The organism is Chengkuizengella sp. SCS-71B (assembly GCF_040100845.1).
GTDB lineage: Bacteria > Bacillota > Bacilli > Paenibacillales > KCTC-33759 > Chengkuizengella.
Map to the genome: position 1 here is coordinate 2,647,932 of NZ_JAZHSH010000001.1, position 19,956 is coordinate 2,667,887.

Genomic DNA, 19,956 nt, shown 5'->3' on the forward strand with positions numbered 1-19,956 from the left:
CTAATCTCTTAATGTACGACCTGTTAGGGATAAAAATAACGACTCTAAATTAGGCTCTTCCCTTTTCAAAGTTTGGATTTTCACATCGTGTTTGGATAAGATGAAAAAAATATCTTGCAAGTATATTTGTGAAGAATTTATAAATATTTCTATCGACTGCTCTGTTGCGGTAACTTCTTTTGTATGAGGATGTGCATCTAATTCTAAAATGACTTCACTTGGAATATGATCCACATTCAGTGTTATCTTTTCATCCTGTTTATTTTGATCTTTTAATTCTTGTACTGAACCTAAAGCAATCAATCGACCAGAATCTATGATCCCTACTCTCGTGCAAATGGTTTCAATTTCTTCCATGTAGTGACTTGTATAAATAATTGTAGAACCCATTTCATTTAATTTTTTTACAGATTCTAAAATGTGGTTGCGGGATTGAGGGTCAATCCCTACTGTAGGTTCATCCATGATAATTAACTTTGGTTGGTGAACTATAGCACACGCAATGTTTAATCGGCGTTTCATCCCTCCTGAAAATTTTTCAGGCCTTTCATTTTGTCGTTCAGTTAATCCAACGAATTGTAAAGCTTCATCCACTTTCTTTTTTAGATCTTTGCCGCGCAAACCATATAATTTTCCAAAAAAAAGTATATTTTCTCGTGCGCTTAAGTTCTCATATATAGCTAATTCCTGAGGAACTAAACCGAGTCTTTTTTTAACTTCAATTGGATTCGAATTCACAGAAATACCATCTACAAATATTTGACCTTGATCTATTTTTAATAACCCACAGATCATTTTTATCGCAGAGCTTTTACCCGCCCCATTTGGTCCGAGTAATCCAAATATTTCGTGTTTATCAACTTTAAAGCTTAGATGGTCTACTGAAATCAAATCATCATAACGCTTCACCACTTTTTCGCATTGAATAAAAGTCATTTTTGTTCAACTCCTTTACCCTATAGTAGCTTATTCCAAATAAATCCACATCTAGATCAAGTCATATATTCTTCATGACAAAAGTCACTTTCCTTATTTCACCTAATAAATATGTTCTATGTTATAATTTCATCAAAGTTACATATTGAAGGAATGATGAATCAGCTTAATTTTAAATTTTTATGTTAAGAGGTTATGTACTTTGAAATATCAACTTTCATGGTTTCAATATTTGTTTATCATTATCACGGCACTGGGTACCTTATTTCTAAACATTGAAATTGATGCACCCACATTTACTTTGTTCATTTTATTACTTATTTTAATAAGTCAAGCAAAAAACCATTACATCTCAACTAAACTATTTCCTTGGTTTATTTTAATAGAAACAGGATATATTTATTGGCTTAACAGCCAATTTCAAGGTTTCTTATTCATTCTTTTTTTTATTACTATATCTTCAATCTTCCAACTTAAATCTAAACTACAGTGGTTTCTTATCATAGGTCAATGGCTATTATTAAACTATTTATTATTTCAACAATACCCTGATCTTCTCCTTGTAATAAATCTATTATATGTAATGACATTACTGCTGCATTGGAACATTCATTCATTAACATATAAACAAAAAGATATGACATATCTATATGATCAATTGAGAGGAAAACACTATGAATTAGAGGAAGCTAGGAAAAGAGTTAAGGAATATGCTTCTGAAATAGAAAATATGGCACAAATAGAAGAGAGAAATCGGATATCCAAAGAAATTCATGACGATCTCGGACATCAATTGATTCGTGTAAAAATGATGATGGAAGCCGCTTTGCCGCTCGTTCAAGATCAACCCAAAAAGAGCATGAATCTACTTGAACAAATAAAAGACCAGCTTTCGTATAATATGGAAACATTACGTAAAACGGTCCGAAATTTGAAACCAGACGATCATAGAATTCATCAATATTCTTTAAATCATTTAATTGAACAGTTTGCGAAAAGCTGTAACATACATATTCAATATGATGTGAGGGGGCTTCCTTACCCACTATATCCAAGTGCAGAGTTAACATTGTATAAAAATGTACAAGAAGCAATGACAAATGCAGTGAAACATGCTCATGCAACTGAAGTAAAAATTGTATTGGAATTCCACCCTCATTTTATTGAATTTATCATTAGTAATAATGGGGAGATGCCTGATAAAAAGTTAAGAAAAGGACTTGGTTTAAGAGGGATGGAAGAAAGAATCGAAATATTAGGTGGAGAAATGTCTTTTGAATCCTCTAATTCATTTAAAGTAAAAATGAGACTCCCTCGGAAAAATATTGAGGTTCAACAAACAAATGAACGGAGTGAATTGTAACATGATCCATCTATTAATCGTTGATGATGATCCCTTTATAAGAGAGAGTCTGCAAATCATTTTTGAAAATTATGCAAAAAACGAGATTAAGGTTTTGGGCACATGTTCAAATGGAAAAGAAGCTTTAGCTTTTATGAATCAAAATCCTGAAGTTAACGTTGTATTAATGGATGTTAGAATGCCTGTTTGTGATGGTGTTGAAGGAACTAAAATCATTAAACAAAAATTCTCTAATGTAGCTGTACTCATATTAACTACATTTGACGACGATGAATACATCATTGAAGCGCTAAAAAATGGGGCAAATGGTTATATGTTAAAAAATATTCCACCTAAACAAATTATTGAAGGTATAAAATCCGTAATGCAAGGTAACCTTCTCATCCACCCCAATATTGCAAAAAAACTAACTGGTTTTTTACAACATAAACCTAACCCTGTTCCAAGAGATAAACTTTTGGAGTCGTATCAATTGTCAAAAACCGAACAAAAAATAATAGAACAAATCTCTGAAGGTTTATCAAATAAAGAAATTGCAGAAGTATTATTTTTAAGTGAGGGCACAATCAAAAATTACATTACTACGATATTGGGAAAGCTCTCATTAAGAGATCGAACACAAATTGCTATTTTTTATTTGAAAAATAGAGGTTAATTAGTTAAATTCATTAAACATATGTTTTGAAATGTATGTTAATACTTGATAAGAAAACTTGTCCCAAATCTTCAAATACGATATATTTACTTGAAAGCTACTAACTACAATATAATTGAAAAATCGGGAGGTTTATAATGTCATTTCAAGGGTTCAAAAAACATGATTTTGATACATTTAATATAGAAGGTCTTGACGCAAGGATGGAGGCAATAAAAGAAAGAATTCAACCGAAATTCAAGGTAATTGGAGACGAATTAACTGGCGATCTTTCTACAATGATCGGAAATGAAATGTTTTTACATATAGCGAAGCATGCACGACGTAGCGTCAATGCACCAAATGATACTTGGCTGGCGATAGCGGCGAATAAACGGGGTTATAAAAAACACCCTCATTTTCAAGTTGGCTTGTTTGACTCTCATGTTTTCATTTGGCTTGCGTTCATATATGAATTACCGAATAAATCGGATATAGCAAAGGTTTTCTTAAACAATATTGAATCAATCAATAACTTACCAAAAGACTTCGTCATATCCCAAGATCATATGAAAAAAGAAGCGCATAAAATAGATGAAATGGATATCGTAAAATCACTTGAACGTTTCCGTGACATAAAGAAATCCGAATTTTTAATAGGGCGTCATATTTCTGCAACAGACCCTATCCTGAAAGACGGAACAAAATTCATGGATTATGTAAGGAAAACTTTCGAAACACTTGTTCCATTATACTTGCTTTCGTATTAAGTGAACTCGTTTAAGCAAAGCTTAAACATCGAAAAATCAGATGGGGACTCTACTCCACCTGATTAGGGAGAAACCCACCTATAGAGGTGGGCATCTTAACGCTTTTTACCATTATTTAAAACTATCTTTGAATGGATTACACTCTGTATAATTACAAGAGTTGAATACCAAAAACAACATTGGTTAGATGATGGAGTTCCTATATATCCGACAACAACGGATAAACTTCATATAGGAAATAAATGGGGATGGTAAAAAATGAATAAAAAAATTATTTTGTCTAGCATCGCTGTTATAGTTATTGCTATTTCTGGATATCTTTATGTAGATCATAAGATGGTTAATACAGTGGAAGGATCAGTAATTAAAACAACTGTTGAAAAGCCAGCAGAAGAACTGCAAGATTATACAACACTTCCAATTCAAAGAGGATCAGCTTATAATGTACCTTGGGAATTGGATATGCTCACTGAAGAAGTTGATTTAGTAATGGAAGTTATTCCAACTGAAAAAAGAAAAAACATTTTTGATCCAGATGCATTTGGTAACGGTATGACGAACTGAAACATCTGTAAATGTTAAAAGAGTCATAAAAGGTGACAAATCTCTAGAAAACACAAAAATTACTATTAATGAACCATATTATTCAGCAGATGGAAAAACACTTCATACTTGGGATGATTATACACCTCTTCAAAATGAAGGGAAATATATCCTATTTCTAATATGGAATGAATCAATACAAATGTATAGTGTTGGTGCATTACAACAAGGAAAGTACAATATTGACAATAAAGATCCTAAAGAAGAAAAAGTAGAAAAAAGGAATAAGCATTATAAAGAACTTAAAGATCAAGTGAAACAAAAATATAAAGAGAACAACTAAAAGGAAATTTATAGAACTCTTTATTTCAAATATTATAATAAGGACTCTTGAAATTACTTTACGAGTCCTTTTTTATTAATACAGCCCCAGTTACTTTGTTCAAATATTTATTCAAACTAAAATGTAAATATCATGTCCTTTGGAAAGTATAAGTGAAGTTAATTATCCTTGGAACGTTATGCTATTTTCCATTACGTACCTCCCTATTTTAGAATAATTAAAATTTGGTTTTCACCTGTTCGTTTTAACACTCTATAACCTTTATCGGCTCTTGTAGCAAAACCGTCAGCGTTTGACCAACAATATCCATTCACTTCACTTGTTCCATCATCTCTTACTAATAATTGACCTACTAATCCAACAGCCACCCATTCTGGTCTTTCGATTCTTGGAATATACTGCTTATTTGGATCATATTCTGGATTTAACTTTTGCCTTTTTTCGATTTTCTCTGGTGAAATGAGTTTACCGCTGTCATCTTTTTCTGCTGGAATGGTAACATCTTCATATAACACTCGACCCCACTCATTCGTCATATATCTCTTGTTCCATTCATAACCAGCGCTACCAGCCAAGAAACCGGGGATTGCACTGGTGACACCTAAGATATATTCATCTCCATCTGTAACTTTCCTTATTTTATCCCCTTCTATTGTGACAAAGTATCCGTCACCAATGGGATTGCCATCCATCGTTTCAAACAATTCAGCGAAATCGCATCCTCTGCCTGAAGTAATTTTCCCTGCAAAACAAGCATCCCCCGTATTCCCATTAATCAAAGCCATTAATGTATCATTTACTAAATGCCAGGAATTATCTTCAACGGCTTGACCTGATCTTCCCATTATATGAGCATTGATTTTATTGTTTGTATCCGTACCATTTCCTTCGGCATGGGAGCACTCACCCGAAGCTATCGTATTACAACCTTCAGCATGGGAAGCAAATCCTTCGGCTGTTGTCCCATCTCCTTCGGCATGGGAGCACTCACCTGTAGCAAGCGTATTACAACCCTCAGCATGAGAAGCAAGTCCTTCGGCTGTTGTCCCATCTCCTTCGGCATGGGAGTTGTCTCCTTGTGCAAGTGTATCTATTCCTTCAGCATGAGAATTAACTCCTTCGGTTGTCGTTCCATTTCCTTCGGCATGGGAAAAATCTCCGTTCGCTTCAGTTAATATTCCTTCAGCGTGGGAAGCGAATCCCAATGTCATCGTTCCTTCCCCTTCGGCATGCGAGGCAAATCCTTCAGCTATTGTTGCTTCCCCTTCGGCATGAGAAGATCTACCATTAGCTTCTGATATGGATCCTTCAGCATGGGAGGATATTCCCAAGGCCGTCGTGAATTCCCCTTCTGAGTGGGAATTATTACCGATTGAATCAGTTGCTAATCCTTCGGCATGAGAAGCTGTTCCCATTGTTAAGGTAGCTCTTCCTTCCGTATGCGATATAATTCCAGCGGATATTGTTCCTAACCCTTCGGCATGAGAAGCTGTTTCCCTTGCTTCTGTAACATTACCTTCAGCATGGGAGAAATCACCTGTAGCAATCGTATTACAGCCTTCCGCATGAGAGCTTTCTCCCTCTGTTAAAGTTCCCTCTCCTTCCGCATGGCTAAAATCACCTGTAGCTAAAGTAACAGCTCCTTCTGCATGACTAGCAGCTCCAGAAGATTCTGACCCAAGACCTTCGGCATGACTAAAATCACCTGTAGCTGAAGTATTAACTCCTTCGGCATGGGAACATGCACCAGAAGCAACCGTATCACATCCTTCTGCATGGGTAGCGAATCCCGTTGCCTTAGCACCATCTCCTTCCGCATGAGAATGATCTCCTTGGGCTATGGTATCTCTGTTTTCAGCATGTGCATTATCTCCCTTTGCTTTCGTGTTCCTCCCCTCAGAATGAGCATTTTCTCCATCCGCCTGTGTGATATATCCTTCGGCGTGGCTGTTTAAACCTCTAGCAAGAGAGCCTAAACCCTGAGCAGTTGAATGATCCCCTTGGGCTATGGTATCCCGATTTTGAGCATGTGCATAATCTCCACTTGCTTTGGTATTTCTTCCTTCAGAGTGGGAAGCTTCCCCTTCGGCATTCGTTCTATATCCCTCTGCGTGAGATGAATCTCCTGCCGCAGTTGTACAATTACCTTCAGCATGGGATTGTAGTCCCTTGGCTTTTGTTGTCATGCCTTCAGTATGAGATGCTCTTCCAGTTGCCCCAGTTCCTTCTCCTTCTGCATGAGAATATTCCCCTTTTGCTATGTTTTCTTTTCCTTCCGCATGGGAAGCATCTCCACTCGCTGTGGTATTTCTTCCTTCCGTATGAGAAGCAGCACCACTAGCCGTTGTACTTCTCCCCTCAGAGTGTGAAGCATCCCCATTTGAGGTTGTACCTCTTCCTTCTGAATGAGAGTTCTCCCCACTAGATCGAGTACTTCTACCTTGAGCAAGTGAATTGTCTCCACTGGCTATCGTATTTCTACCAAGCGCTGTGGCGCAATCACCTTTAGCTTCTCGGTTACAATCAGTATTCATTTATATCACCCTTATATTTTGACTTTAGTTATTTTAAAATAATTAAAATTTGGTATTCCCCTGTTCGTTTTATCACCCGGTAACCACTTTGTGATCTTGTAGCAATACCATTAGCGTTAGGTTTGCAATATCCATTTACTTCACTTGTTCCGTCGTCTCTTACTAATAATTGTCCTATTAATCCAACGGCAGTCCATTCTAGTCTTTCTGATCTTGGAATATACTGCTTATCTGAATCATATTCTGGATTTAGTTTTTGTCTATTTTCAGTTCTCTCAAGTAAAATGATATTACCTTCCTCATCTTTTTCCGCTGGTATGGTGACCTCTTCATATAACACTCGACCCCACTCATTCGTCATATATCTCTTGTTCCATTCATAACCTGCGCTACCAGCTAAGAAACCAGGGACAGCACTGGTGACACCTAAGATATATTCATCTCCATCTGTAACTTTCCTTATTTTATCTCCTTCTATTGTGACAAAGTATCCGTCATCAATGGGATTGCCATCCAATGTTTCAAACATTTCAGCAAAATCACATCCTCTGCCTGAAGTAATTTTCCCTGCAAAACAAGCATCCCCTGTATTCCCATTGATCAAAGCCATTAATGTATCATTTACTAAATGCCAGGAATTATCTTCAACAGCTTGACCTGATCTTCCCATTATATGAGCATTGATTTTATTGTTTGTATCTGTATCGTTACCTTCGGCATGAGAGCACTCACCCGAAGCTTTAGCATTACAACCTTCGGCATGTGAAGCAAATCCTTCGGTTGCTGTTCCATCTCCTTCGGCATGGGAGCACTCACCTGAAGCAAGCGTATTACAGCCCTCGGCATGTGAGGCAAGACCTTCAGCTGTCGTTTCTTCTCCTTCAGCATGGGAGTTGTCTCCTTGTGCAAAAGTGTCTATTCCTTCAGCATGTGAGTTAACTCCTTCGGTTGTCGTTCCATTTCCTTCGGTATGGGAAAAATCTTCATTGGCTTCAGTTAATATTCCTTCAGCGTGGGAAGCGAATCCCAATGTCATCGTTCCTTCCCCTTCGGCATGCGAGGCAAATCCTTCAGCTATTGTTGCTTCCCCTTCGGCATGAGCGGCTATACCAAAAACTTGTGATATGGACCCTTCGGCATGTGAGGATGTTTCAAAAGTCATCGTAAATTCTCCTTCAGCATGAGAATTATCCCCAAAAGATTCTGTAGCCGTTCCCTCCGCATGAGAATTAATACTCAGTGCCCGTGTATCTCTCCCTTCAGCATGAGACTGTGGACCAAGAGCAGTTGTAAAATCACCCTCGGCATGAGAGTTACACCCTACTGCCCTCGTCTGAATTCCTTCGGCATGGGAAGCGTCTCCAAATGATTCCGTATCTATTCCTTCGGCATGAGAATTAAAACCACACGCTATCGAAGTATCACCTTCAGCATGGTTAAATCGATCTCTACTCTCTGTTGATATACCTTCGGCATGGCTAACTTGTCCCGAAGAGATTGTATTAAAACCTTCGGCATGACTGAATTCACCTACGGCAAACGTACCACCACCTTCGGCATGAGAGCATGCACCAACAGCAAGCGTATCACATGTTTCTGTATGAGTAGCGAAACCTATTGCCTTCGTTCCCACTCCTTCAGCATGAGAGCAATCTCCTTCAGCAAGTGTATCTCTTCCTTGCGAATGGGATTCATCTCCTGTCGATTTTGTATTTCTACCTTCTGCATGTGTATTTTCTCCATCGGCCTGTGTGATGTATCCTTCCGTATGGCTGTTCAGCCCTCTAGCAAGAGAACCTAGTCCCTCTGCGGTTGAATTATCTGCTTGGGCTACAGTATCTCGATTTTGAGCATGTGAATAATCTCCTGTGGCTTTAGTATTTCTCCCTTCAGAATGGGAAGCTTCACCTTCAGCATCCGTTTTAGTTCCCTCTGCGTGAGAAGATTCTCCAGCCGCCGTTGTACAATTTCCTTCGGCATGGGATTGAAGCCTCTTCGCTTTTGAATTCGTTCCTTCCGTATGAGAGGCTGCTCCTATCGCATGAGTTCCTTCTCCTTCGGCATGGGAATGTTCTCCTTGTGCTACGGTGTCTTTCCCTTCCGCATGGGAAGCCTCTCCCCCAGCTGTGGTATTTCTTCCTTCCGTATGAGAAGCATCACCACTAGCCACTGTATTTCTCCCTTCAGAATGAGAAGCATCACCGCTAGCCACTGTATCTCTTCCCTCAGAATGAGAAGCATCACCGCTTGATCGTGTACTTTTTCCTCCAGCTAGAGAGTTGTCTCCACTAGCAATCGTATTTTTACCAAGCGATGTGGCGCAATCTCCTGTCGCTTCTCGATTACAATTACTACTCAATTTATGTCCTCCTTATATAATGATAGAAAATCATTATTAAAATTAAATACTTCATAACACAACATATGGAGAAAATAGTATAAACGTGTGAGGATATTCTCAAGATTTCTGATGACGTGATTCTGGATATTTCCGGTTTAAGCAAAACATTGCGCACCATGAAATATCGGCACGCAATATCAGCAAAATTCAAAATCCTTATTAAAAATTCAACATATTTATATGAATATATCAATTAATTTAACCTTTAACCTTTTATATTCCATTACACTTTCTTCTATTGATATTTGCCTATTAAATTTGATCTATATCTGTGTTTGTTCCAACATTTCAAATCTTTCTAGATATTACTTATTATGAGTAATCTTAGTAATAACTTTCTTTTTTAAAAATGTTCAAAGCTTCAAAACTTTTATTCTTTGTTTTAAAGTATACCTATGAAATTTATAAATCAAAGTCTATCTTGTAATCTTTTAAATAATTGTTCACTTCTATCTTCCACTCTTTGAATAAGCTCATCTATTCGCTTACGTCTCTTTTCTATACGTTCTTTACTTACATTCGCATCTTTCATTCTCTCTTCATATTTATCCATAGAACTTTTCAAATCTTCAATGATTTCATTCTTTCTATTCTTTTCTCGAGCCATGACTTCTGATAACTGCTCTCTTAACTCTTCTCTTCTATTTTCCATTTCGCATTCTCTCCTTTTTTGTTAGTTTAAAATTGCATTGGACATTCAACAACAATTAAAATTTGATTTTCCCTTGTTCGTTCCAGCACTCTATAACCTCTATCTGCTTTTGTAGCAATACCTTCAGCGTTAGGACTACAATATCCATTTACTTCACTTGTACCGTCGTCTCTCACTAACAATTGCCCGATTAATCCAACAGCCTCCCATTCTGGTCTTTCTGTTCTTGGTATATACTGTTGATCTGGGTCATATTCTGGATTTAGCTTTTTTCTTTTTTCGATTCTCTTAGGAGATATCAGATTACCATGCTCATCTTTTTCTGTTGGGATGGTAATCTCCTTGTATAACACACGATCCCACTCATCGGTCATATATCGCTTATTCCATTCATAACCGGAACCGCCTGCTAAGAAACCAGGGACAGCACTTGTTACACCCAAAATAAAATCATCTTCATCTGTTGCTCTCCTTATTTTCTTCCCTTCTGTTGTGACAAAGTAACCGACATCGATGGCTTTGCCATCCATCGTTTCAAACAACTCAGCGAAATCGCATCCTCTACCGGATGTAATTTTACCTGCAAAGCAGGCATCCCCCGTATTTCCATTTATAAGAGCCATTAATGTTCCATTGACTAAATGCCAGGAGTTATCTTCAACGGCTTGACCTGAGCGACCCATAATATGTGCATTGACTCTATTATTCGTATCTGTACCGTTTCCTTCGGAATGGGAGCAGTCACCCGAAGCAATCGTATTACATCCCTCGGCATGAGATGCAAACCCTTGGGCTATCGTATTGCTTCCTTCGGCATGAGAAGCATTCCCAATGGCTTCTGTATTACAACCTTCAGCATGGGAAGCAATACCTTCAGCTATCGTTCCATCTCCTTCGGAATGGGAGGCCATACCGATAGCTTCGGTATTATTACCTTCGGCATGAGACGCTAATCCCTCTGCAGTTGTTCCATTTCCTTCGGAATGGGAGAAGTCACCAATAGCCATTGTATTAAAACCCTCGGAATGGGAGGCCAAGCCTTCAGCTATCGTTGTATCACCTTCAGCATGAGAAAAATCCCCATTGGCTTCCGTAAATCTTCCTTCGGCATGAGAAACATCACCATTAGCAAAATCCAAAGCACCTTCTATATGAGAACAAAAACCATCGGAACGATTAAAAAATCCTTCCGAATGTGAACCTGTACCAGCGGCCGTAGTAGAATTTTCAGCATGAGAAAAATCTCCTATGGCTGTGCCTTCTGCATGAGCTGCCTCTCCTTCGGCTCTTCCATTTTCAGCATGAGAGGCAATACCACTAGCCACTCTATTTTGCGCATGGGAAAACATGCCAATGGACATAGCTCCTTCTCCTTGGGCATGAGAACCGAACCCAGAAGCAATTGTATTTCTGCCCTCTGCATGAGATGCATCTCCGCTGGCTTCAGTACTTAACCCTTCAGCATGGGACCATATTCCAGATGCAATTGTATTTCTGCCCTCTGCATGAGAAAAATCCCCACTCGCTGTAGTCTTTGTTCCTTCAGCATGACCCTGTATACCAGTAACAACTGTATCTGTTCCCTCAGCATGAGAACCGATACCCATTGCCATCGTTCCCTCTCCTTCAGCATGGGAATTAACTCCTTGGGCAAGCGTGTTTATTCCTTCCGCGTGGGAGTTATCTCCTGTAGCTTTTGTGTTTCTACCTTCCGCATGCGCATTTTTTCCAGCCGCTTGTGTGATATATCCTTCCACGTGACTGTTCAATCCTCTGGCATGAGAACCTAATCCCTCAGCGCTAGAGTTATCCCCTTGCGCTACGGTATCCCTATTCTCGGCATGCGCAGTATCTCCACTCGCTATAGTATTTCGTCCTTCCGAGTGGGAAGCTTCACCTTCAGCATTCGTTCCGTCCCCCTCTGCGTGAGAAAAGTCTCCAGCTGCAGTTGTACAATTTCCTTCGGCATGAGATTGTATCCCCTTCGTTTTTGTGCTTCCTCCTTCAGAGTGAGAGGCTGTTCCAATCGCCTCAGTTCCTTCTCCTTCCGCATGGGAGTTTTCCCCTTCTGCTACATTATCTTTTCCTTCTGAATGGGAAGCATCACCACTAGACATGGTATCTTTTCCTTCTGAATGGGATGAATCTCCGCTTGATGTGGTATTTCTGCCCTCAGAATGGGATGTATCTCCACTTGATGTGGTATTTCTGCCCTCAGAATGGGATGAATCTCCGCTTGATATGGTATCTCTTCCCTCAGAATGAGAGTTCTCCCCATCTGATCTCGTGCTTCTTCCCTCAGCAAGAGAGCTGTCTCCACTAGCTATCGTATTTCTTCCAAAAGCTGTTGCACACTCTCCTGTAGATTCACGGTTACAATTTCTATTCATTTAAATCTCTCCTTGTGTTTTAATTGATAATTGCATAGGACTTGATAACACAATTAAAATTTGATTTTCACCTGTTCGTTCCAACACCCTATAACCTCTTTGGGAGCATGTAGCGATACCATCAGCGTTAGGTCTGCAATATCCATTCACTTCACTCGTCCCGTCATCTCTCACTAATAACTGCCCGACTAATCCAACAGCCTCCCATTCTGGTCTTTCTATTCTTGGAATATACTGTTGATCTGGATCATATTCTGAATTTAACTTTTGTCTTTTTTCGATTCTTTCAGGTGAAATCACGTTCCCATGCTCATTTTTTTCCTCTGGAATGGTAACCTCTTCGTATAACACACGCCCCCACTCATCCGTCATATATCTTTCATTCCATTCATAGCTGGAGCTGCCGGCTAAAAAACCAGGAACAGCACTAATTACACCTAGTATAAAATCATCTTTTTTTGTTGCTTTTCTTATTTTATCTCCTTCAATTGTGACAAAGTATCCAACATCGATAGGTTTGCCATCCAACGTTTCAAACAATTCGGCGAAATCGCATCCTCTACCGGATGTAATTTTACCAGCAAAGCAGGCATCCCCCGTATTTCCGTTTATCAAAGCCATTAAAGTATCATTGACTAAATGCCAAGAGTTATCTTCAACGGCTTGACCTGATCTCCCCATTATATGAGCATTCACTCTATTATTTGTATCTGTACCGTTTCCTTCAGCATGAGAGCAGTCACCTGAGGCAATCGTATTACAACCTTCTGCATGAGAAGCAAATCCTTCGGCTATCGTCCTTTCTCCTTCGGCATGAGAAGATGTACCATTGGCTTCAGATACGAATCCTTCCGCATGAGCACCGAAATCACCATTAACTACCGTAAACCCACCTTCTCCATGAGCACCGAAATTACCATTGACTGTACTGCGACCTTCCCCATGAGAAAAATCACCAATTACTCGAGTAACCCTTCCCTCCGCATGAGACTGTTCACCAAAGACAGAAGTTAACGACCCCTCAGCGTGAGATGAAACTTCAAAGACTTGCGACCTTCCTTCCGCATGGGAAAAATCAACAAAAGCTCGAGATAAAAATCCTTCAGCATGAGATGCTATACCACCGGATTCTGTACTACCACCTTCCGCATGGGAAGCAAAACCACCTCTGGTCAGGGTATCACAACCTTCCGCATGTGAAGTATTTGCTTCAGCACTTGTTCCAAATCCTTCAGCATGAGAATTTGAGGCTGAAGATACGGTATTACCACCTTCTGCATGAGAAGCAAATCCAATTGATTGAGTATTCATTCCTTCCGCATGGCATCTAGTACCACTGGCTATCGTTCCTTGTCCTTCAGCATGACATCTAATACCAGAAGATTCAGTATTACCACCTTCCGCATGACTTTGTAATCCAGAAGAAATTGTACCTACTCCTTCAGCATGAGATTCTCTTATACTGGCTAAGGTATTACCACCTTCCGCATGACATCGATCAGAAGAGGCAATTGTACCTCTTCCCTCAGCATGGGAAGCATCTCCACTTGCTTCCGTTTCTGCTCCTTCCGCATGAGACTGTTCGCCGGAGGCAACTGTAAAGGTTCCCTCCGCATGAGAACCAATACCCAATGCCTTCGTTCCTTCTCCTTCCGCATGGGAGTTATCTCCTTGAGCTAGTGTGTCTCTTCCTTGGGCATGAGCATTATCCCCTGTTGCTTTCGTGTTTCTGCCTTCCGCATGCGCATTTTCTCCATCTGCCTGTGTAATATATCCTTCCGCATGGCTGTTCAATCCTCTGGCAACAGAACCTAATCCTTCCGCATGGGAATTGTCTCCTTGTGCTAGAGTATCTCTATTTTGTGCGTGTGCATTATCTCCACTCGATATTGCATTTCTGCCTTCCGTATGGGAAGCTTCACCTTCAGCAATCGTTCCAACCCCCTCTGCATGAGAAAAGTCCCCTGCTGCCGATGTACAATTTCCTTCGCTATGAGATTGAAGAGCCTTCGCTTTTGTACGCCCTCCTTCCGCATGGGAAGCTGTTCCAATCGCCTCAGTTCCTTCTCCTTCCGCATGGGAATTGTCTCCTTGTGCAAGTGTGTTTATTCCTTCCGCATGAGAATGATCACCGCTGGCTTCGGCATTTCTGCCTTCGGCATGACTACTTTCCCCACTTGAGATCGTATTTCTGCCTTCCGCATGAGAAGCATCTCCTTTTGACTTCGTATTTCTGCCTTCCGCATGAGAAGCATCTCCGCTTGACATGGAGTCTCTACCCTCGGCATGAGAATTCTCCCCCTTTGATCTGGTTGTTCTTCCTTCAGCAAGAGAGTTGTCTCCACTAGCCATCGTATTTCTTCCAAAAGCGGTGGCACAATCTCCTGTTGCTTCACGATTACAATTTCTATTCAATTTAAATCTCTCCTTTAACATCAAGATATTTAATAAATGTTTACTTCTAGCCTTAACCCGTTAAGCTCTTCACGATTAAAATTTGGTTTTCACCAGTTCGTTTGATCACTCTATAACCTCTATCGGCACTAGTAGCAATACCTTCATCGTTAGGTTTACAATATCCATTCACTTCACTTGTTCCATCATCTCTTACTAATAATTGTCCAACTAGTCCAACTGCCTCCCATTCTGGTCTTTCTGATCTTGGAATATATTGTTTTTCCGGATCATATTCGGGATTTGGCTTTTGTCTTTTTTCTGTTCTCTCAGGTGAGATGATTTTACCGTTCTCATCTCTTTCCTCTAGGATGGTGACCTCTTCGTATAACATACGACCCCACTCATCGGTCATATATCTCTTATTCCATTCATAACCGGAACTGCCTGCTAAAAAGCCAGGAACAGCACTTGTTACTCCTAAGATATAATCATCCTTATCTGTTGCTTTCCTTATTTTCTTCCCTACTAATGTGACAAAGTATCCAACATCGATCGGTTTGCTATCTAACGTTTCAAACAACTCAGCAAAATCGCATCCTCTTCCAGAAGTAATTTTACCTGCAAAGCAAGCATCCCCCGTATTTCCATTAATAAGAGCCATTAATGTTCCATTGACTAAATGCCAGGAGTTATCTTCAACAGCTTGACCTGAGCGACCCATAATATGTGCATTGACTCTATTATTCGTATCAGTACCGTTTCCTTCGGCATGAGAGCATTCACCTGAAGCAATCGTATTACAACCCTCCGCATGAGAGCCAAATCCTTCAGCTATCGTTCTGTCTCCTTCCGCATGACAGCGAGTACCACTAGCTAAAGTCTCGAAACCTTCGGCATGAGCACTTAATAAACCGCTTGCCACCGATAAGATTCCTTCAGCATGGGCAAAGCTAACGATGGCTTCGGTGTTCATTCCTTCGGCATGAGAGGACTCTCCTGAAGCTATCGTACCTTGCCCTTCAGCATGAGAATATCTACCACTAGCTTCGGTATTACTGCCTTCGGCATGAGAAGACTCTCCTGAAGCTATCGTCCCATCTCCTTCCGCATGAGAACCAACATCACCACTAGCTTGGGTACCACGTCCTTCAGTATGAGAATACTCACCACTGGCTTCGGTGTTCATTCCTTCGGCATGAGAGTTAAGACCAAAGGCAATGTTAAATGCACCTTCCGCATGAGATGCCATGCCCATAGCTTGACTATCTATCCCTTCGGCATGTGAAAAATCACCACTGGCTTCGGTCTCAAAACCTTCGGCATGAGAGGCAATACCAATGGCTTCGCAATTTATTCCTTCCGCATGAGAGGCATCCCCTTCGGCTATCGTACCTTGCCCTTCAGCATGAGAAAATTCTCCAATTGCTATCGTGTTACCACCTTCGGCATGAGAACCAAATCCCAAGGCCATTGTACCTACTCCCTCAGCATGAGATAAATCACCACTGGCTTCGGTCTCAAAACCTTCGGCATGAGACTGTAATCCAGAAGCACTTGTACCTCTTCCCTCAGCATGAGAAAAATCACCGCTTGCTAACGTATCTGCTCCTTCAGCATGACCCTGTACCCCAGAAACAACTGTAAAGGTTCCCTCAGCATGAGAACCAATACCCATTGCCATCGTTCCTTCTCCTTCGGCATGAGAATTATCTGCTTGTGCAAGCGTATCTCTTCCTTCAGCATGAGTATTATCTCCTGTGGCTTTCGTGTTCCTTCCTTCGGAGTGAGCACTTTCTCCATCTGCTTGTGTGATATATCCTTCTGCATGGCTGTTCATTCCTCTAGCAACAGATCCTAAACCCTCGGCAGTTGAGTTATCCCCTTGAGCTACGGTATCTCGATTTTGAGCATGTGCATAATCTCCACTCGCTGTGGTATTTCTTCCTTCCACATGTGAAGCTTCACCTTTAGCATTCGTTCCGACTCCTTCTGAGTGAGAGAAGTCTCCAACTGCCGTTGTACAATCTCCTTCTGCATGGGATTGTATCCCTTTTGCTTTTGAACTTGTTCCTTCCGAATGGGAGGCTGTTCCAATCGCCTGTGTTCCTTCTCCTTCGGCATGAGAATGTTCTCCCTGTGCTACGGTATCTCTTCCTTCAGCATGGGAATTATCCCCGCTTGCTGTAGTATTTCTTCCTTCCGCATGAGAAACATCCCCACTCGAGACTGTGTTCCTGCCTTCAGCATGAGAAGCATCTCCACTTGACATTGTGTCTCTCCCTTCAGCATGAGAAGCATCTCCACTTGCCACTGTATCTCTTCCCTCGGAATGAGTGTTTTTCCCTTCCGATCTCGTACTTCTTCCTTCCGCAAGAGAGTTGTCTCCACTCGCTATCGTATTTCGACCAAGAGCAGTAGCACAAACCCCTGTAGATTCACGGTTACAATTTTCACTACTCAATCTATATCACTCCTTGAACTTAAATTAAATTTCATACAATCCACCTTATGTAGGTATTAGCCTAATTGCTACTATGAAATCTTAATCTTTTTAGTTTGAAAAATAGCACTTATCAACAACATAAATCAGGTTCAATCCATAATTCCAGTTCATTATGTCATTGTTGAAACTTAGAATTTGAAATTTTATAAATTCTTAAGTTATAAAAAAAGAGAGGAGGTTGGATTTAGTCCACTCCCCTCTCATTCAAATTAAAACCTTATTCAATTCAAAAATCATGAGTTACTATCAAACCCTATCTTTTAACCTTTACTACCTCCCTATTTTAGAATAATTAAAATTTGATCGTCATCAGTTCGTTCTATCACTCTATAGCCACTTTGGGACCTTGTAGCAATACCATCAACGTTAGGTCTACAGTATCCATTTACTTCACTTGTTCCATCATCTCTTACTAATAATTGTCCAACTAATCCAACAGCTTCCCATTCTGGTCTTTCTGATCTTGGAACATACTGTTTGTCTGGATCATATTCTGGATTTAACTTTTGTTTTTTTTCGATTCTTTCAGGTGAGATAATTTTACCATTCTCATCTTTTTCTTCTGGGATGGTGACTTCTTCGTATAACGTACGACCCCATTTATCCGTCATATATCGCTTATTCCATTCATAACCGGAACTGCCTGCTAAAAAACCAGGAACAGCACTTGTTACACCCAAGATATAATCATCCTTTTCTGTAGCCTTCCTTATTTTATTCCCTTCAGTTGTGACAAAATATCCAACATCAATGGGTTTCCCATCTAATGTTTCGTACAATTCAGCAAAATCACACCCTCTACCGGAAGTAATTTTCCCTGCAAAGCAAGCATCCCCCGTATTCCCATTAATAAGAGCCATTAAGGTATCATTCACTAAATGCCAAGAGTTATCTTCAACGGCTTGACCTGATCTCCCCATTATATGAGCATTGACTTTATTATTTGTATCTGTACCGTTTCCTTCTGCATGGGAACATTCCCCTGAAGCAATTGTATTACAACCCTCGGAATGAGATGCAAAACCTTCCGCTCTTGTTCCATCACCTTCAGCGTGTGAACAATCTTCTAAAGCTACCGTATCACAACCTTCGGCATGAGAGGCTCGACCTTCGGCTCTGGTTCCATCGCCTTCAGAATGGGACGCTAACCCTACCGCTGTTGTTACATTTCCTTCTGCATGTGCGCCTAATTCTTCGGCTGATGTTTCATTTCCTTCAGAATGGGACGCAAATCCTGTTGCTGATGTTGTATTTCCCTCGGAATGAGCTGCAAACTCGTTTGCTATCGTAAAATTTCCTTCTGCATGAGAATTAGGCCCCAAGGCTTGTGAGCCAAAACCTTCGGCATGACATTGTTCTTCTTCTGCAAGGGTATCTCTTCCTTCAGAATGGGAATTAACTCCTTGTGCTGTCGTTGACTCTCCTTCAGCATGAGAAACATCTCCGATGGCTTCGGAAAGAAATCCTTCTACATGGCTAGCTATTCCACTTGCTCTTGTTTGATTACCTTCCGCATGGGATTGGTCTTCTTCTGCAATAGTAGCTACTCCCTCTGCATGAGAAAAATCTCCTTTGGCTTCTGTATCTAGACCTTCTGCATGACTACTTTCTCCACTAGCTGTTGTAGCATTTCCTTGAGAATGTGAAAAATCTCCATTGGCTTCTGTAAGTAACCCTTCAGCATGAGATGCTATACCTACAGCTTGGGATGCAAATCCTTCCGCATGTGACTGATCTCCTTCAGCAGTGGACACTCCCTCTGCATGGGATTGGTCACCCATTGCAATACCTTCTCCTTCTGCATGGGAAGACTCACCTTCCGCTAGCGATTGATTCCCTTCAGCATGAGAAAAATCTCCATTGGCCTCTGATTGATTCCCTTCAGCATGTGACTGCTCGCCAGCGGCAACTGTATCTGTTCCTTCAGCGTGGGAACCTTTACCTGTTGCCTTTGCTCCCTCTCCTTCTGCATGGGAAGACTCACCTTCCGCTAGCGATTGATTCCCTTCAGCATGAGAAAAATCTCCATTAGCCTCTGTTTGATTTCCTTCCGCATGTGACTGCTCGCCAGCGGCAACTGTATCTGTTCCTTCAGCGTGGGAACCTTTACCTGTTGCCTCTGCTCCCTCTCCTTCTGCATGGGAATTATCTCCCCTAGCAAGTGTATCTCTGCCTTCCGAATGTGCATTATCTCCGCTCGCTATTGTATTTCTACCTTCTGCATGAGAAGCATCTCCACTAGCCGTTGTACTTCTGCCTTCTGAATGAGAATTCTCTCCACTTGAACTTGTACTTCTTCCTTCTGCAAGAGAGCTGTCCCCACCTGCAACTGTATTTCTACCAAAAGCTGTCGAGCAATCTCCTGTAGCTTCTCGATTACAATCTTTATCCATTTATATCACTCCTCTTATTTTGATATTGACATAGTTAAAAACTTATAAACTCCCTAAGTTAATATATGGAGAAAATACTATAAACGGATGGATTGTC

Annotated in this window: 13 protein-coding genes; 5 read left to right on the top strand and 8 right to left on the bottom strand. The window is 40.5% G+C overall.

Annotated elements, in window-relative coordinates; translation table 11 throughout:
* Entirely contained in the window at window positions 1-936 is a 936-nt protein-coding gene (locus VQL36_RS12890) for an ABC transporter ATP-binding protein (RefSeq protein WP_349249711.1), read from the bottom strand.
* A gap of 202 nt (window positions 937-1,138) precedes the next feature.
* Here VQL36_RS12890 and VQL36_RS12895 point away from each other — a divergent pair, with 202 nt between their 5' ends.
* The 5 genes from VQL36_RS12895 (at window position 1,139) to VQL36_RS12915 (ending at window position 4,589) form a co-directional block, all read left to right on the top strand.
* On the top strand, window positions 1,139-2,299 hold the full coding sequence (locus tag VQL36_RS12895; RefSeq protein ID WP_349249712.1) for a sensor histidine kinase: 1,161 nt from the start codon (window positions 1,139-1,141) through the stop codon (window positions 2,297-2,299).
* 1 nt (window position 2,300) lies between these two features.
* Window positions 2,301-2,954, top strand: a complete 654-nt coding sequence (locus tag VQL36_RS12900) for a response regulator transcription factor (RefSeq protein WP_349249713.1) — start codon at window positions 2,301-2,303, stop codon at window positions 2,952-2,954.
* Window positions 2,955-3,091: 137 nt separating this feature from the next.
* Window positions 3,092-3,703, top strand: coding sequence for a DUF1054 domain-containing protein (locus tag VQL36_RS12905; protein WP_349249714.1), 612 nt, complete (start codon window positions 3,092-3,094; stop codon window positions 3,701-3,703).
* A gap of 258 nt (window positions 3,704-3,961) precedes the next feature.
* The gene (locus VQL36_RS12910; RefSeq protein WP_349249715.1) at window positions 3,962-4,267 is read left to right on the top strand and encodes a hypothetical protein; all 306 of its coding nucleotides are present in this window, start codon (window positions 3,962-3,964) and stop codon (window positions 4,265-4,267) included.
* A gap of 181 nt (window positions 4,268-4,448) precedes the next feature.
* Window positions 4,449-4,589 carry a hypothetical protein gene (locus VQL36_RS12915; RefSeq protein WP_349249716.1) on the top strand — a complete coding sequence of 47 codons (141 nt, stop codon included), beginning with the start codon at window positions 4,449-4,451 and terminating at the stop codon, window positions 4,587-4,589.
* 203 nt (window positions 4,590-4,792) lie between these two features.
* On the opposite strand, the gene VQL36_RS12920 is transcribed toward VQL36_RS12915, so the two are convergent.
* The 7 genes from VQL36_RS12920 to VQL36_RS12950 all read right to left on the bottom strand — a co-directional run bounded on the left by VQL36_RS12920 (window position 4,793) and on the right by VQL36_RS12950 (window position 19,859).
* Window positions 4,793-7,123, bottom strand: a complete 2,331-nt coding sequence (locus tag VQL36_RS12920) for a peptidase G2 autoproteolytic cleavage domain-containing protein (protein WP_349249717.1) — start codon at window positions 7,121-7,123, stop codon at window positions 4,793-4,795.
* A 28-nt stretch (window positions 7,124-7,151) separates the two neighbouring features.
* The gene (locus VQL36_RS12925) at window positions 7,152-9,482 is read right to left on the bottom strand and encodes a peptidase G2 autoproteolytic cleavage domain-containing protein (protein WP_349249718.1); all 2,331 of its coding nucleotides are present in this window, start codon (window positions 9,480-9,482) and stop codon (window positions 7,152-7,154) included.
* A 451-nt stretch (window positions 9,483-9,933) separates the two neighbouring features.
* On the bottom strand, window positions 9,934-10,176 hold the full coding sequence (locus VQL36_RS12930) for a hypothetical protein (protein WP_349249719.1): 243 nt from the start codon (window positions 10,174-10,176) through the stop codon (window positions 9,934-9,936).
* 26 nt (window positions 10,177-10,202) lie between these two features.
* Window positions 10,203-12,566: a peptidase G2 autoproteolytic cleavage domain-containing protein gene (locus tag VQL36_RS12935; RefSeq protein ID WP_349249720.1), complete on the bottom strand. Its 2,364-nt coding sequence runs from the start codon at window positions 12,564-12,566 to the stop codon at window positions 10,203-10,205.
* Window positions 12,567-14,981 carry a peptidase G2 autoproteolytic cleavage domain-containing protein gene (locus VQL36_RS12940; protein ID WP_349249721.1) on the bottom strand — a complete coding sequence of 805 codons (2,415 nt, stop codon included), beginning with the start codon at window positions 14,979-14,981 and terminating at the stop codon, window positions 12,567-12,569. It lies immediately after the preceding gene.
* A 52-nt stretch (window positions 14,982-15,033) separates the two neighbouring features.
* The gene (locus VQL36_RS12945) at window positions 15,034-17,424 is read right to left on the bottom strand and encodes a peptidase G2 autoproteolytic cleavage domain-containing protein (RefSeq protein WP_349249722.1); all 2,391 of its coding nucleotides are present in this window, start codon (window positions 17,422-17,424) and stop codon (window positions 15,034-15,036) included.
* 320 nt (window positions 17,425-17,744) lie between these two features.
* Window positions 17,745-19,859, bottom strand: coding sequence for a peptidase G2 autoproteolytic cleavage domain-containing protein (locus tag VQL36_RS12950; RefSeq protein WP_349249723.1), 2,115 nt, complete (start codon window positions 19,857-19,859; stop codon window positions 17,745-17,747).
* Window positions 19,860-19,956 lie beyond the last annotated feature (97 nt).